Source organism: beta proteobacterium MWH-UniP1, assembly GCA_036362785.1.
In the GTDB taxonomy this organism is placed as follows: Bacteria; Pseudomonadota; Gammaproteobacteria; order Burkholderiales; family Burkholderiaceae_A; genus Lacustribacter.
Window position 1 is genome coordinate 794,918 of record CP143625.1, and the last position, 15,058, is coordinate 809,975.

Annotated in this window: 13 protein-coding genes, 1 tRNA gene and 1 pseudogene; 9 read left to right on the top strand and 6 right to left on the bottom strand. The window is 56.2% G+C overall.

Annotated elements, in window-relative coordinates:
* Nucleotides 1-60: 60 nt before the first annotated feature.
* Together aat and AOB54_03850 are read right to left on the bottom strand one after the other, a co-directional pair.
* A pseudogene (aat, locus tag AOB54_03845) lies at nucleotides 61-723 on the bottom strand (leucyl/phenylalanyl-tRNA--protein transferase).
* Nucleotides 689-1,264, bottom strand: a complete 576-nt coding sequence (locus AOB54_03850; protein ID WVN42520.1) for an NUDIX hydrolase — start codon at nucleotides 1,262-1,264, stop codon at nucleotides 689-691. The pseudogene aat and the gene AOB54_03850 overlap by 35 nt, the downstream one beginning before the upstream one ends.
* Before the next feature lie 21 nt (nucleotides 1,265-1,285).
* On the opposite strand from AOB54_03850, the gene AOB54_03855 reads away from it, so the two are divergent.
* Both AOB54_03855 and AOB54_03860 read left to right on the top strand, forming a co-directional pair.
* Nucleotides 1,286-1,362: transfer RNA gene (locus AOB54_03855), tRNA-Met, on the top strand.
* 54 nt (nucleotides 1,363-1,416) lie between these two features.
* Complete coding sequence (locus tag AOB54_03860) at nucleotides 1,417-1,743, top strand: hypothetical protein (protein ID WVN42521.1); 327 nt, start codon at nucleotides 1,417-1,419, stop codon at nucleotides 1,741-1,743.
* Between the two features lie 59 nt (nucleotides 1,744-1,802).
* On the opposite strand, the gene AOB54_03865 is transcribed toward AOB54_03860, so the two are convergent.
* Both AOB54_03865 and AOB54_03870 read right to left on the bottom strand, forming a co-directional pair.
* Nucleotides 1,803-2,669, bottom strand: coding sequence for an EamA family transporter (locus tag AOB54_03865; protein WVN42522.1), 867 nt, complete (start codon nucleotides 2,667-2,669; stop codon nucleotides 1,803-1,805).
* Nucleotide 2,670: 1 nt separating this feature from the next.
* Nucleotides 2,671-3,369 (bottom strand): dienelactone hydrolase family protein, encoded by a 699-nt coding sequence (locus AOB54_03870; protein WVN42523.1) that lies wholly within the window; start codon nucleotides 3,367-3,369, stop codon nucleotides 2,671-2,673.
* Between the two features lie 73 nt (nucleotides 3,370-3,442).
* Here AOB54_03870 and AOB54_03875 point away from each other — a divergent pair, with 73 nt between their 5' ends.
* The 6 genes from AOB54_03875 to aceA all read left to right on the top strand — a co-directional run bounded on the left by AOB54_03875 (nucleotide 3,443) and on the right by aceA (nucleotide 11,703).
* The gene (locus AOB54_03875; GenBank protein ID WVN42524.1) at nucleotides 3,443-4,567 is read left to right on the top strand and encodes an efflux RND transporter periplasmic adaptor subunit; all 1,125 of its coding nucleotides are present in this window, start codon (nucleotides 3,443-3,445) and stop codon (nucleotides 4,565-4,567) included.
* A complete protein-coding gene (locus AOB54_03880) occupies nucleotides 4,564-5,250 on the top strand; it encodes an ABC transporter ATP-binding protein (GenBank protein WVN42525.1) in 687 nt (228 codons plus the stop codon). Before AOB54_03875 ends, AOB54_03880 begins: the two co-directional genes overlap by 4 nt.
* A 9-nt stretch (nucleotides 5,251-5,259) precedes the next feature.
* Nucleotides 5,260-6,417: an FtsX-like permease family protein gene (locus AOB54_03885; protein ID WVN42526.1), complete on the top strand. Its 1,158-nt coding sequence runs from the start codon at nucleotides 5,260-5,262 to the stop codon at nucleotides 6,415-6,417.
* Between the two features lie 38 nt (nucleotides 6,418-6,455).
* Nucleotides 6,456-7,622 (top strand): ABC transporter permease, encoded by a 1,167-nt coding sequence (locus AOB54_03890; GenBank protein WVN42527.1) that lies wholly within the window; start codon nucleotides 6,456-6,458, stop codon nucleotides 7,620-7,622.
* Nucleotides 7,613-10,147, top strand: coding sequence for an FtsX-like permease family protein (locus tag AOB54_03895; GenBank protein ID WVN42528.1), 2,535 nt, complete (start codon nucleotides 7,613-7,615; stop codon nucleotides 10,145-10,147). The genes AOB54_03890 and AOB54_03895 overlap by 10 nt, the downstream gene beginning before the upstream one ends.
* Nucleotides 10,148-10,380: 233 nt before the next feature.
* Nucleotides 10,381-11,703 (top strand): isocitrate lyase, encoded by a 1,323-nt coding sequence (gene aceA, locus AOB54_03900; protein WVN42529.1) that lies wholly within the window; start codon nucleotides 10,381-10,383, stop codon nucleotides 11,701-11,703.
* 48 nt (nucleotides 11,704-11,751) lie between these two features.
* On the opposite strand, the gene rlmJ is transcribed toward aceA, so the two are convergent.
* Both rlmJ and AOB54_03910 read right to left on the bottom strand, forming a co-directional pair.
* Nucleotides 11,752-12,666, bottom strand: a complete 915-nt coding sequence (gene rlmJ / locus AOB54_03905) for a 23S rRNA (adenine(2030)-N(6))-methyltransferase RlmJ (protein WVN42530.1) — start codon at nucleotides 12,664-12,666, stop codon at nucleotides 11,752-11,754.
* A gap of 2 nt (nucleotides 12,667-12,668) precedes the next feature.
* Nucleotides 12,669-13,310: a DNA-3-methyladenine glycosylase 2 family protein gene (locus AOB54_03910; GenBank protein ID WVN42531.1), complete on the bottom strand. Its 642-nt coding sequence runs from the start codon at nucleotides 13,308-13,310 to the stop codon at nucleotides 12,669-12,671.
* Nucleotides 13,311-13,425: 115 nt separating this feature from the next.
* On the opposite strand from AOB54_03910, the gene aceB reads away from it, so the two are divergent.
* Entirely contained in the window at nucleotides 13,426-15,015 is a 1,590-nt protein-coding gene (gene aceB / locus AOB54_03915) for a malate synthase A (GenBank protein WVN42532.1), read from the top strand.
* The last annotated feature ends 43 nt before the right edge of the window (nucleotides 15,016-15,058 follow it).

The window sequence follows — 15,058 nt, forward strand, 5'->3', positions numbered from 1 at the left end:
GTCTTGCTTGCAAAGTGGCGCGCTGCGCCAGGGCAGCTCTTCCAGTCGAGTCAGGTGGTGGACATGTGCTTCAAAGGCCAAACGATCGATTTCTCTTCCCCCCAGCGACGCCAGATGGTCTGTTCGCTGCTGGCAGTCTATCACCACGGCCTGGTGTTGTTTCAGCCAAGCCACAAGGGTTGCAAGGGCAAGCTTAGAGGCGTCTGTCTCTTTTGCAAACATCGACTCACCAAACACCATTTTTCCAAAGGCAACGCAGTAGAGCCCACCAATGCGTTGGCCATTGCGAAAGACTTCAATGCTGTGCGCATGGCCGGTTTGATGAAGTTGGTGATAGGCAGAAATCATTGGTTCGCTAATCCAGGTGCCGGCCTGCGTCTGGCGTGGTGCCGCACAGGCGCGCATCACTTCCGTAAAGTTGTTGTCTGCACAAATCTCAAGGCTGGGGTCTGCAATCGCTCGGGTGATGGTCTTTCGAAAAGACTTGGAGATCTTGAACTCATCTAACATCAGCACCATGCGCGGCGATGGCGTCCACCATAAGACGGGCTCGCCCCTTGAGAACCAGGGAAAGATACCTCTGCGATAGGCTTCGGTTAGGCGCTCAGGGCTTAAGTCGGCCCCGGCGGCAAGCAGACCATTGGCGCCCTCGCTAATCGCGAGTGCGCGATCCGTTGGGGGCAGGGGGTCAGTTGCTTCGACCCAGGTCAGCTGACGGTTCATGTGGCAGTTGAATCTCTCGGATATCGCCGGTGTGAACGGACATAACACCTTTGCGCCGATCATGAAAATAAAACTTCAGTGTCGCCGTGATCGTGCGAAACGCAATGCTGTCCCAGGGAATCTCGTCTTCACGAAACAATCGCACTTCAAGGCTTTCTGGCCCGGCAGCAAAGTCCAGGTCTTGGAGCTTGGCCAGATAAAAAATATGGACTTGGTCAACATGCGGAATATCGAAGACTGAGTAGAGTTCGCCAAGCACTACCCGCGCTCCGGCCTCTTCCATGGTCTCGCGCATGGCGCCTTGGGCAGTGGATTCATTAATTTCCATAAACCCAGCGGGCAGGGTCCACAGCCCCAATCGCGGTTCAATCGCGCGGCGGCATAGCAAGACCTGATCGCCCCATACAGGAATGGTGCCAACGACCATCTTGGGGTTCACGTAGTGAATTTCCGAGCAGGCCGTGCACACCGCGCGCAGCCGCGTGTCGCCCTCGGGGACACGAATTTCAACGGGGGAGCCACATTGGGAGCAGAATTTCATATATACTCATTATCTCTCTGACGCGGGGTGGAGCAGTCTGGCAGCTCGTCGGGCTCATAACCCGAAGGTCGTAGGTTCAAATCCTGCCCCCGCTACCAATCTTTGTCTTAGCATTGGGTGCCCGCCACAACCAACAGGCAGTCGAGCCGATCATGACAGAAGCCCAGCCGTTTTATCGCAACCCAATCAAGATCTCTTTGGCCGCTTTGGCTGTCGTCCTGGCAGGCTGTGCCAGCACTACCCAGTGGGTCAACACCACTCGGCCTGGTGCCCAACTATCGGTGGATATGGAATTTTGCCGTGTCGAGGGCGAAGGTAAATTGCCCAGGCCCGATGTCAGCCACCCATCGGTGGAACTGACTGGCCTGGCGGCATTGATCACGATCTTCGAGCGTAAAAGTGCGGAGCGCCAATACCAAGCCGACCTAAACGCTTACATCAATGAGTGTCTGAGGACCAAGGGCTGGAAGCCCCAGTAATGTCTTGCCTGGTTGTTTGCCCTGGCGGTGCAAGCGGCCCTGGACCAGCCTGGTCCAACTCAGGACCACCCTAACGCCGTAATTCCCAAGACCATCAGGCCAGCTGCACCTAAACGGGACAGCATGTTTCCCTCTTGCAAAAATTTTGCCCCAGCGATCACCCCCAGCAAGATACTGATCTCTCTTGCGGGAGCCACCAGACTCAAGGGCGCAATGGTCATGGCGCCCAGCACCAGCACGTAGGCGGCAGGTGAAAGCACCGCCACGGTGAGCATGATCTTGCCGTCTTGTTGTATCTGTCTGGCGATGGATTGGCGGTCAAGCCAGAGTGCAGGTGCTGTTATCGCGACCCGCATCACGATAGAGCCCCAGTAAAAGAGCAGCACGGGCACGCCATATTTGGTGACCGATTGCTGATCCCATACCGTGTAGGCGGCAATCATCGTGCCGCAGAGAACTGCAAAACCAATCCCCTTGATTTGTGCTGGCCCCAGGTGGGTGGCCTTCGATCCCGACAAGCCAATCCAGATGGATCCGGCGATGATCAGCAGAGCCCCCGCCATGGCCGCATTCGACGGGGACTCTCCGAGTATAAAAATCGCTGCCAGCACAGATAAAAGGGGGCCTGTTGCGCGGGCAAGCGGATAAGCCAGTGATAAGTCAGCCACTTTATAGGCCCGCTGCAATAGCCAAAAGTAGGCGATGTGCACGATGGCGCTGCCCAGCATGGCAACAAGCCATGACCGTTCGATTTCTTCAAACGCAGGAAAGAAGACAAATACGGGAAGGGCCCAGACGAGAATCTCAAATAGACCCAGCAAGGCGAAAAAAGAAAGCCCACTACCGTGGGCTTTCTTGAGTGCGAAGTTCCATCCGGCATGGCAGACCGCAGCTGCCAGCACCATCAGAAGCGCGGCAGTGGGCAAGTTAGCTCAGACTTTCCGACAAATGCACCAGGCTCTGACCGCGGGCACGCGCTGCGGTGACCTGGTGCCAAGCGGGCCTGCGCCAGCAGTTAAAGCCGTGATCCACGCCGGGGTGGACCACAATGCGCACATTGTCGCGGCCTGCCATGGCCTTGCGCACGGCCTCGACCGCATCGGCGGGAATATAGCCATCCTTTTCAGCGAAGTGAAAGAGCACAGGGCATTTGATTTTTTTGGCCCGTGACAATTGTTGGTGAATTCCGCCGCCGTAGTAGCAGACAGCGGTATCGACGCCAGCCTCGGCGGCGGCGACAAAACTCAGTAAGCCGCCCATACAAAAACCAACGGACCCCACCTTACCGGTGCAGGCCCGATGCTGACGAATGGTCTTGACCGTGGCCTTTAAATCTTGCGCGATCTGATCCAGGTTCATTTTTCCCAGTAAAGCCAGACCCTTATCAAATCCTGCCTGGTCATAATTTAAGTCCAGGCGTTTTTCATCGCGCCAGAAGATGTCCGGTGCGATCACGCAGTAACCATCTGCCGCGTACTGATCGGCAACCGCACGAATGTGTTCGTTGACGCCAAAGATTTCCTGGATCAGCAGCAGGCCTGGTCCCTTTCCCGTTGGGGGAAGGCTGACATAGGCGTCAAATGTTTCGCCGGCGTCGTTGGTCACAGAAATCCATGATTGACTCATGTCGATGGTCTCCTTTGGTGGGCTGGGGTTTTCCCCGTAAGATCAAGGTTTCAACGAAAGAACATTATCAAATATGGCGGTGTTGTCGGGATCAGGGCTTTTACGATTGTGGAAGTGGTGGGTTGGGCTTGGCATCGGCGTGCTGGTCGTGGTGTACAGCTGGTCCGGATCGGCCATAGAAGTCCAGACAACTCCTGTCGTGCAGGCCTATCCATCGCAGACCGTATCGGTCTTAAACGCCACCGGCTATGTCGTTGCCCAACGCAAGGCGGCCTTGTCGTCCAAGGCCACGGGCCGCCTGGAATGGCTCGGGGTGACCGAGGGCTCCGTGGTGAAATCCGGCCAGATCATTGCCCGCTTAGAGAGCCGAGACACCCTGGCCCAGTTTGAGCAGGCCCAGGCCCAGGTGGGTGTGGCCCGTGCCGAACTGGTCGAGGCTGAGCAAAACGCCGCCCGAAGTGAGCAGCTCTTGGCCAAGAAATTTATCTCGCCGTCTTCCCATGACACCACGATTGCAAAGTTAAATCGTGCCAAGGCGGCCTTGGCCTCAGCCCAGGCCAATGAGCGGGTGGCCGCAGCCAACCTGGCCCAGACCGAGATCCGTGCGCCGTTTGATGGCGTTGTACTGACCAAGAATGCCAACGTGGGCGATAACATCACGCCGTTTTCCTCTGCGGTGGATTCCAAGGGTGCTGTCGTCACGATTGCCGACATGAGCACGCTTGAAGTGGAGACCGATGTATCGGAATCCAACATTGGTAAATTAAAAATTGGCCAGCCGGCAGAGATTGCCTTAGACGCACTTCCGGGTGAGCGTTTCCCCGGCACGATCGCCCGCATGGTGCCCACCATTGATCGGTCCAAAGCTACCCGTTTGGTGAAGATTAAGTTTGATGCGATCGATGCACGGGTCTTGCCCGACATGTCGGCCAAGGTGGTTTTTCTTGAGCGCCAGTTATCCGACGCGGAACGCAAACCGATTGTCGCGGTGAGCCGGCAGGCCTTGGTCGAGCGCGATGGCAAGCATTATGTTTATGTGGTGGACAGTGGCCGCGTGAAAGAGGTGGCCGTTGAACTAGACCCCGCCGCCAAGCCGTCTGATTTAGTACCGGTGGCCAATCTCAAGCCAGGCCAGCGGGTGGTGATTCGACCGGCTGGATTACGTGACGGAAGTCGCATCAAAGTTATTTCGGCATGATTGAACTTCGGCATGTCACTAAAACCTACACCCGTGGCGGCCAGATTGTTCCGGTCTTAAATGACCTGAGTCTGCTGGTGCAGTCGGGCGAGTTTCTTGCCTTGATGGGCCCCTCGGGCTCTGGCAAAAGCACCTTGCTTAATTTAATCGCTGGCATCGATCGCCCAGATCAGGGCGAGATTCTGATGGACGGTCGCGACATTGCGAAACTCTCAGAATCGGAATTGGCCAAGTGGCGCGCCAACAATGTTGGATTCATTTTTCAGTTCTACAACTTAATCCCTGTTTTAACAGCATTTGAAAATGTCGCGCTGCCATTGCAGCTCACATCGCTTTCCGAGTCAGAAAAGAAATCTCGCGTGGCCAAAGCGTTGGCCATGGTGGGCCTATCGGATCGTATGGATCACACCCCCAATGAATTGTCTGGTGGGCAGCAGCAACGGGTGGCCATTGCTCGGGCCTTGATCACGGACCCATCGTTGATTGTGGCCGATGAGCCAACGGGGGACTTGGATCGGCAATCGGCCCAGGACATTTTGACCATGCTGGGCCAATTGAATCGTGACATGGGCAAGACCATTGTCATGGTCACGCATGACCCAAAGGCGGCAGAGTCGGCCCGCGCGGTCGTGCATCTGGAAAAAGGCCAGCTTGAAAGTGACCCGTCTCATCGGGCCACGTAAGCATTCAGCATGCTGATTCTGAATCTCATGCTGCGTAATGTCTGGCGCCACAAGGGCCGGGCGGTCTTAACACTGCTTGGGTTGGTGGTGGCCACACTTGCTTTTGGCCTGCTGTCCACGGTGGTGAGCGCCTGGTACGCCGGTGCCGAGGGGGCCTCCAACGCCCGATTGATCACCCGCAATTCAATTTCTTTGGTGTTTCCCATTCCAGTGAGTCACTATGACCGCATTCGTCAGGTCGATGGTGTGAAGCGTGTGTCGTGGGCCAATTGGTTTGGTGGTGTGTACAAAGAGCCCAAGAATTTCTTTCCGCAGTTTGCCGTCGACCCCGAGTCTTATCTGGCGCTTTACCCGGAATATGTCTTGAGCGATGCAGAGCGCGATGCCTTTATCAAAGATCGCCGTGGCGCGATTGTGGGCAGAAAAATTGCCGATACCTATGGCTTTAAGGTTGGCGATATGGTCACGCTTAAGGGCCAGCTCTATCCTGGCAACTGGGAGTTTCAGATTGCAGGCATTTACGAGGGCCGAAGTCCCTCGACGGATACCGCCCAGATGCTTTTTCATTGGAACTATCTCAATGAAGAGGCCAAACGTCGGGCGCTACCACGGGCCGCCAACACCACGGGTGTGTTTGTGGTGGAAATTTCTGAGCCAGCCCGTGCGGCCGAGATCAGCGTGCAGATTGATTCACTGTTTCGAAACTCTGCCTTTGAGACACTTACCGAGACTGAGAAAGCCTTTCAGTTGGGCTTTGTGGCCATGACGGAGGCGATTGTTCTGGCGATTCAGATTGTGTCGTATGTGGTGATTCTGATTATTCTTGCGGTGATGGCCAACACCATGGCCATGACGGCTAGGGAGCGTACCGGTGAGTACGCAACACTGAAAGCACTCGGCTTTTCGCCGCTCTTTGTTGCCGGCCTGATCACGGGTGAGTCACTATTGTTGGCCATGATGGGCGGTGTCTTGGGCATGCTGTTGACGTTTCCAGTGGCGGAGTGGTTTGCTGCCAGCATGGGCACATTTTTTCGGGTCTTTGAGGTGGCCCGTGAGACCAGCCTGATGCAGTTGGTCTTAGCAGTGGCGGTGGGACTGTTGGCGGCCGCGGTTCCCGCAGTGCGATCTTCTCGTGTGCGTATTGTGGAAGGCCTGCGCGCCATCTAATCCATGTCGATAAACCTACACCCGCACACGACCCATTCATGAATACGGCAATACCGCTGTCTTACAGTTTGCGAAATCTCTGGGTGCGTCGGGTCACCACATTGCTCACCGCCGGTGGCATGGCTTTGGTGGTGTTTGTGTTTGCCACATCGCTGATGTTGGATGCGGGGCTAAAAAGTACGCTTGTGGCCACCGGTGAGCCCGACAACGTGATCGTGACTCGCAAGGGGGCCATTACAGAGGTTCAAAGTGCGGTGGAGCGCAGTCAGGCGGCACTGGTGGGCGCCTTGCCTGAAGTTGCGGTCATTGGTGAGCCATTGGCGTCTCGCGAAGTCGTGATGCTGATTAGTCTCCCGAAAAAAATAAATGGCAAGATTTCCAACGCCATGATTCGCGGCATGGAGCCCGCCGGCGTGACACTGCGCCGTAAAGTCAAACTCATGGAAGGCCGCATGTTTCGACAAGGGTCCAACGAGATTGTGGTGGGCCGAAGTGTGCATGCGCAGTTTGCTGGCGTGGAAATCGGCGAGACCCTGAGCTTCGGGGGCCGTGATTGGCAGGTGGTGGGCGTGATGGATGGCGGGCGTAGCGGGTTTGATTCCGAGATCTGGGGCGATGTGGATTCCCTGATGCAGGCCTTTCGCCGCAATGCCTATTCGTCGATTGTGGTGCGACTCACTGACCCCAGCAGTTTCGATGCCTTGGCCGCCCGGTTTACCGAAGACCCACGAATTACATTGGCTGCGCGCAGAGAATCCGCCTTTTACGAAGAGCAGTCGGCTGGCCTGTCTCGTTTCATACAGATTCTTGGTTTGACTCTGGCCGGCATTTTCTCAATCGGTGCGATCATTGGCGCCACGATTACCATGCAGGCGGCAGTCGCCTCTCGCACGGCCGAGATCGGCACGCTGCGGGCCTTGGGTTTTCAGCGCAGTTCAATCCTTCTGGCTTTTTTGGCGGAATCAGTGGGCCTGGCGATTCTGGGTGGGCTTGTTGGGCTGGTGATGGCCTCTGGCATGCAGTTCGTTGAGTTCTCAACAACTAATTTTCAGAGTTTTTCTGAACTCGCCTTTGGTTTTGAGCTCTCATGGGGCATTGCGGTAGCGGCCATCTTGTTTTCGGTCGTCATGGGGGTAGCCGGCGGCATGATTCCTGCCGTTCGGGCTGCCCGAATCGGGATTGTTGAGGCATTGAGATGCAGTTAGCGTGGTTTTTGACATGGCGCGACATCCGTCAGGGTGGCGCCAATCTGTTGTGCCTGGCCTTGATTATCTCGGTCACTGCGGTGAGCGCCGTGGGGCTATTGGCCGATCGGGTCCGTCAGGCCTTGGCCACCGATGCCCAGGCCACGCTTGCGGCAGACTTAGCCCTGATTTCTGATCGGACCACACCCCAAGCCTGGGTGGATGCGGCAAAGACCTCTGGCCTGCGGATAGCCCTTGGGGCCCAGTTTCCCAGCATGGCTCAGGCGGGCAGCGGAGACGACGCCCGCAATCTGTTGGCCGCAATTAAAACCGTGACTGCCGAATACCCCTTGCGTGGCGCGGTGCAGATTCAAACGGCCAGCGGCCCGGCCCAAAACCCAACGTTGGGCCTTGATGACACCTGGATTGATCCCACTCTGGCCGCCACGTTGAATGTGGCCATTGGGGATCGACTCCGTATTGGTGCCCTGGAGTTTCGAGTTACTGGCCTGATTCTGCAAGAACCCGACCGCGGCATGAACTTCGTGAACCTATCGCCACGGGTCATGATTCGGCATGAACGTTTGGCTCAGACTGAACTGGTGCAGCCGGGAAGCCGTATTCGTTATCGACTCTGGGTGGCGGCACAGCCTGGGCAATCAGCGGCGGCGGTCAAGAGTTTTGAGAATCAAGTAGCACCGACCCTGGGCCAGGGCCAACGCATGGAAACACTGGATAACGCCCGGCCAGAGTTACGCAATGCACTTGATCGGGCCTATGCCTTTTTATCGCTCACTGGCATGCTGGCCTCACTAACCGCAGCGGCAGCAGTGGCACTTGCATCACAGCGCTTTGTTAATCGCCATCTGCAGACCTGTGCGGTCTTGAAGTCACTTGGCACCACGCAATCGAAGCTGGTGCGGTGGTGGGCCCTGGAGCTCTCCTTGGCAACCTTGGTGTCGATTGCGATTGGCCTGGTGTTGGGCTGGCTCATTCAACTATCGCTTGCCGCACTCGCGGCGAAATATCTGGCCTTGCCGCTTGCGGGCGTGTCGTTCACACCGTTTGTTCAGGCCGCAGGGGTTGCCGCGGCAATGGTGCTTGGCTTTGCCGTACCGCCATTGTTCGGCCTGAAAAAAGTCCCAGCGGTTCGCGTGCTTCGCCAAGACACAGCGGTGTTTTCTGTTTCTGGAAAACTCTGGGCCGTGGTGATGTTGGCCGCCGTCTGGCTGTTGTTGTGGCTGGGCACTGGGAATGCGCAGCTCTCGCTGATTACTGCGGGTGGCTTTGCCATTGCAGGCCTGTTATTTGCGCTGCTGTCATGGCTTATTTTCCGTCTTCTTCCCGCATCAATCGGGAGTTCACAAAACGCATCCAAAGGGTATGGCCTGCTGGCCTGGGCCTGGCGCAGCACGCGGCGAAGTCTAAGTCGCCGTGGTGGATCGTTGGCCCTGCAGATTCAGGGGGTGGCCATGGCGCTTACGGCTTTGTTTCTGCTCACCATTGTTCAGGCCGACTTGGTCAATGCCTGGAAGTTATCAACCCCGCCAGATGCGCCCAATCGTTTCGTGCTCAATATCCAAACCGATCAGCGTTTTGAAGTGGCCGACGCAATTCGCAATGCAGGTCTGGCGAAGCCCACGGTATTTCCAATGGTCCGTGGCCGATTGGTTGCGGTGAATGGTAGAGCGGTTCAGGTCTCAGATTACCAAGACGATCGTGCGCAGCGTCTGGTGGATCGTGAATTCAATCTCACCTATTCCAAAACCATTCCGGAACACAATCGCGTCATCGCGGGTCAGCCCATGGATCCCGATCTCAAACAGGTGTCTGTCGAATCGGGAATTGCAAAGACACTGGGCCTGCGCCTGAATGATCGGCTGACCTTTGAAGTGGGCGGTGAGCCTGTGGAAGTTGTGGTTCAGAATATGCGCGCACTGCGTTGGGATTCCATGCAGGTGAATTTCTTCATGATTCTTACGCCGAGCGCATTAAAAGATGCGCCACAGAGTTGGATCACATCTGTGCACGTTCCGCTCAATGCCCAGGGGCTGCCTTCGGTGGATCTGACCAAGCGTCTCTTATCCAAATTTCCTGGCCTGACGGTGTTCGACTTAAGCGATCTGGTGAATCAGCTGCAGCGGATTTTGTCGCAGGTGATTGCAGCGGTTCAGATGCTCTTCGGGTTTGCATTGGCCAGTGGCATCTTGGTGTTGTGGGCGGCATTGCTGTCCACACGCGATGCACGACTTCGCGAGGCCGCAGTGCTGCGGGCGCTTGGCGCAAGCCGTGCGCAACTCTCTTTGGCGCAGGTCATCGAGCTTCTCATCGTTGGTGGGGTAGCGGGGCTTTTGGCGGCAGGCGCAGCGCTCTCGATCGGAACGGTCTTGGCTGATCGGGTGTTTTCTTTGTCGCTGGATGTGCGCTGGTCGGTGCTTTTGATCGGTGCGGGTGTCGGTGCGGCGATCTCACTTCTGGCGGGTCTGCTGGCCCTTCGGCCTGTCCTAAAGACCCCCGCCTGGCGCACCCTGCGCGAAGCGGTCTGATGTCAGGCCCCTTTTTTTGTAATACGAAAACCTAATTTCACAATACGGAAAACAGGTGTTGCGAAGCCGCATTTTTGCTTTTCATTGGCAAAAATATCGTTTCGTATAGAGAAATTTAGGTGTAACTCACTGTTTCCAAACAACTTTTTTCAAGAAAAAAAAGTTTTGAAAAAGTATTGCGAAGCAGCAGATCTCTCTAGGATGGATCCACTAATTTCCTTGGGAGAAGCTGCATGTCAACTCGTGAACTAGAAGCACAAAAACTACAACAAGAGTGGTCCGAAAACCCCCGCTGGCGTGGTATCAAGCGCGGCTACACCGCCGCCGATGTGGTCCGTCTGCGTGGCTCGATTCAGCCTGAGCACACCCTGGCCAAGCGCGGTGCTGAAAAGCTCTGGAACCTGGTCAACAACGAGCCATTCGTCAACTCTCTTGGTGCACTCACGGGTAACCAGGCGCTACAACAGGCCAAGGCAGGTCTAAAGGCGGTTTATCTCTCAGGCTGGCAGGTAGCAGGCGATGCCAACCTAGCCGGCGAAATGTATCCCGACCAGTCGCTCTATCCCGCCAACTCTGTGCCAATGGTGGTCAAGCGCATCAACAACACGTTTACCCGTGCTGATCAAGTTCAGTGGATGGAAGGCACCAATCCTGGCGACCCAGGCTATACCGATTATTTTCTGCCGATCGTGGCCGATGCCGAAGCCGGCTTCGGTGGCGTGTTAAACGCCTTTGAACTCATGAAGTCCATGATCGACGCTGGTGCTGCCGGCGTTCACTTTGAAGACCAATTGGCCTCGGTGAAGAAGTGCGGCCACATGGGCGGCAAGGTCTTGGTGCCATCACGTGAAGCGGTTGCCAAGCTTGTTGCTGCACGTCTGGCTTCTGATGTGTTGGGCGTGCCCACGGTGTTGCTGGCCCGTACGGATGCCGAGGCAGCTGACTTGGTGACATCGGATGTAGACGACAACGATCGTGCATTCTTAACCGGTGAGCGCACTGTTGAAGGTTTCTTCCGCACCAAGCCGGGCTTAGAGCAGGCCATCTCCCGCGGCCTGGCCTATGCCCCGTATGCCGACATGATTTGGTGTGAGACCGGCAAGCCGGACCTTGCCTTTGCCAAGGCATTTGCTGAAGCAATTCACAAGCAGTTCCCGGGCAAGCTTCTGGCTTACAACTGCTCGCCATCGTTTAACTGGAAGAAAAATCTGGACGACGCCACGATTGCCAAATTCCAGCGCGAACTTGGCGCCATGGGTTACAAGTTCCAGTTCATCACCTTGGCTGGCTTCCACAGCTTGAACTACTCCATGTTCAATCTGGCTTACGGTTACGCTCGCAACAACATGAGTGCTTTTGTCGAGTTGCAGCAGGCGGAGTTCGCAGCCGCAGAAAAAGGCTTTACAGCAGTCAAGCATCAGCGTGAAGTGGGCACCGGTTACTTCGATGCCGTCACCACAACGATTGAGCGTGAGGCATCGACCGCTGCATTGAAGGGCTCGACCGAAGATGAGCAGTTCTTTGACAGCAAGTCGTCGATCAAGCGCGTTGCTTAATCACGTGTGAAGACGGGACCAGCCGAAAAGTGCTGGCCCGTTTGGAAATTAGTCTCTCGGAGGAGGGGTAGATGCGGTGCTTGGTGGTTTAACCCCAAGCACCGTTTTTACATCGGCTGGGCCTGAGGATTGCTTCACACTCGCGGCTGCGTGCCGATCTTGTCCAAGCGTTTGGGCAAGAAACGCAAAGGCCAACTCCAGTAATTCTTTTAGCCCATAGGGTGGGTTAATCACGACCAGCCCGCTGCCTTGCAAACCAAGGCCATCTTTCAGTGGGCCGCGCACAGTCAGCGTGGCGTGCAACACCTCTTTCACCGGAAGCCCCGCGATTTGGCGAAGCAGGCGCTCCACTTGAAAGCGGCCAATCTGTGGGTACCACAGCATGTACACCCCAGTGGAAAAACGACTCAATCCCTCGCGTAGTGCTGTGATCACATGACGATAGTCGTCCCGCATCTCATAGGGCGGGTCCATCAACACCAGGCCGCGACGCGATGGCGGTGGCAGCAGGGCCCGCAGTTGTTGAAAGCCATCTTTGCGTTCTGCTTTGACCTGCCGTGGCGCACCTTTTAAGCATTGTTGAAGTGGCCCGATATCGGAAGGATGCATCTCAAAGGCACGGAGTCGATCTTCTGGCCGCAGGCCCATTTGCAGCAATAAAGGCGAGCCCGGGTAATGGGTTAGGCGACCGCTTTTATTAAAGGTTTTGATGCGGTTGACATAGGCCGCGATCGGCTCAGGCAGATCCGTCATAGACCATAACTTGCCGATACCGCTTGGCCATTCGGCCTTGTCGCGCACGAGCGGGCTATTGAGCGCGTAAAGACCGGCCCCTGCATGTGTATCGATCACCCAGATGGGGGTCTCTTTTTTTTGAAGTAGGTCTAAGGCGGCAATCGCAGCAACGTGTTTCATCACGTCAGCATGATTGCCCGCATGAAAGGCGTGGCGATAAGCGAACATGCTCAGTACTCTACCGGTTCTGGATCAAGACTGCGCCACAGGTACCAAGTCGCCACTGAGCGCCATGGCTGCCAGGGCTGGGCAATGCGCTGCGCAGTCTTGGCATCAATGGGGCTGCCTTTTCGGTAGTGAAGCGAGATGGCCTTCATCAGGCCAAGATCAGCCACGGGCAGCACATTGGGCCGCATAAAGGCAAAGATCAGTGCCATTTCGGCGGTCCATCGGCCAATCCCACGAATCTGTGTGAGCCGTTCAATAATGGCCTCGTCATCGGCTAAAGCCAGTTGATCGGCAAGGTCTGGCTCACGATCAAAGTGAAAGGCAAGGTCCATCAGGTATTCGATCTTGCGCGCCGACAATCCAAGCCCCGAAAACGCACTTGAGCGCAGCCGCGCAATCTTTTTCGGCTTGATCGGCCCAATTTCAGACTGGACTCTGTCCCAGACCGAGGCCGCGGCCTTCACCGAGATCTGCTGTCCAACAATCGCTCTGGCCAAAGTGAAAAAAGGGTCTCCTCGGGGCACCAGCCTTGCGCCGGCGTGCCGTTCAATGATCTTGGCCAAGACTGGATCGGCCTGACAGAGCGCCTGGCAGGCGGTTTCCCAGAATTTCGGCACGGCAGCAGTAGGGGTTTGGGTGGGCATGATCCAATATAATCGCGGGCTGACACGGAATTTTCCACGAAAATTTGCAGGCGCTACAGCGACTGCGGAGTGCGAGTCTTCCACCAATAAAAAAATCCGAAATGAGGAGTCTGGTATGTCCCAAGCTTTTCCCGCTGGCGTTGAAATCAAAGCTGAAGTGTCGCCCGCGTTTGCAGAGATCTTGACCCCTGAAGCCTTGGCACTCGTTGCCAAGCTGCATCGTGCTTTCGAGCCACGTCGTCAAGAATTGTTGGCCAAGCGTGTAGAGCGTGCCAAGCGCCTAGACGCTGGTGAGCGTCCTGACTTTCTGGCCGAAACCAAGTCGGTCCGTGAAGGCGACTGGAAGGTTGCACCGCTGCCCAAAGACCTGCTGTGCCGTCGTGTTGAGATCACCGGCCCAGTCGACCGCAAGATGGTGATCAATGCGTTGAACTCCGGCGCCGATTCCTTCATGGCCGACTTTGAAGACTCGAACACCCCCAACTGGTCTAACCAGGTGCAGGGCCAGATCAACATGAAGGATGCGATCCGCCGCACCATCTCATTGGAATCCAATGGCAAGCACTACAAACTAAACGACAAAGTTGCCGTGTTGCTGATTCGCCCCCGTGGCTGGCATCTGGACGAAAAGCACGTGCTGGTCGATGGCAAACGTGTTTCCGGCGGCATTTTTGATTTGGCGCTCTACATGTTCCACAACGCCAAAGAACTCTTGGCACGTGGCTCTGGCCCTTACTTCTATCTGCCGAAGATGGAAAGCCACTTGGAAGCCCGCCTGTGGAACGACATTTTTGTGATGGTGCAAAACGAGCTGGGCATTCCCCAGGGCACGATCCGGGCGACTGTCTTGATTGAGACCATCGTGGCGGCCTTTGAGATGGACGAAATCCTTTATGAATTGCGCGACCACAGCGCGGGTCTGAACGCTGGCCGTTGGGACTACATCTTCTCTTGCATCAAGAAGTTCAAAGTCGACCGCAACTTCTGCCTGGCGGACCGCAGCAAGGTCACCATGACGGCGCCCTTTATGCGGGCTTATGCACTGTTGTTGTTAAAGACCTGCCACAAGCGCAATGCGCCCGCTATTGGCGGCATGAGCGCGCTCATTCCAATTAAGAATGACCCCGAGAAAAATGCCGTGGCCATGCAGGGCATCATTAATGATAAGAAACGTGACGCAACCGATGGTTACGACGGCGGATGGGTGGCCCACCCCGGTCTGGTGGAAGCCGCGATGAAAGAGTTTGTGGCGGTGCTGGGCGACAAGCCCAACCAGATCGAGAAGCAAAAGCCCGAAGTCAATGTCGCGGCGAAAGATCTGTTGGACTTCCAGCCCGAGAGCCCCATTACCGAAGCCGGCCTGCGCATGAACATCAACGTGGGTATCCACTACCTGGGTTCTTGGCTGGCTGGCAATGGCTGTGTGCCCATCCACAACCTGATGGAAGATGCGGCGACTGCCGAGATCTCCCGTTCACAGGTGTGGCAGTGGATCCGCTCGCCCAAGGGCAAGCTGGAAGATGGCCGCAAGATCACGGCAGAGATGGTCCGTGGTCTGGTACCCGAAGAGCTCACCAAGGTGAAAGCCGTGCTCGGTGGCGACACCAAGACTTATGACCGTGCAGCGCAGATCTTCGAGCAGATGTCGACATCAGAAGACTTCGCAGAGTTCTTGACCCTGCCGCTCTACGAAGAAATCGCCTAAAGCGACTTCAGCGTCTGCAACAACAAAAACCCCAGTCGATTCG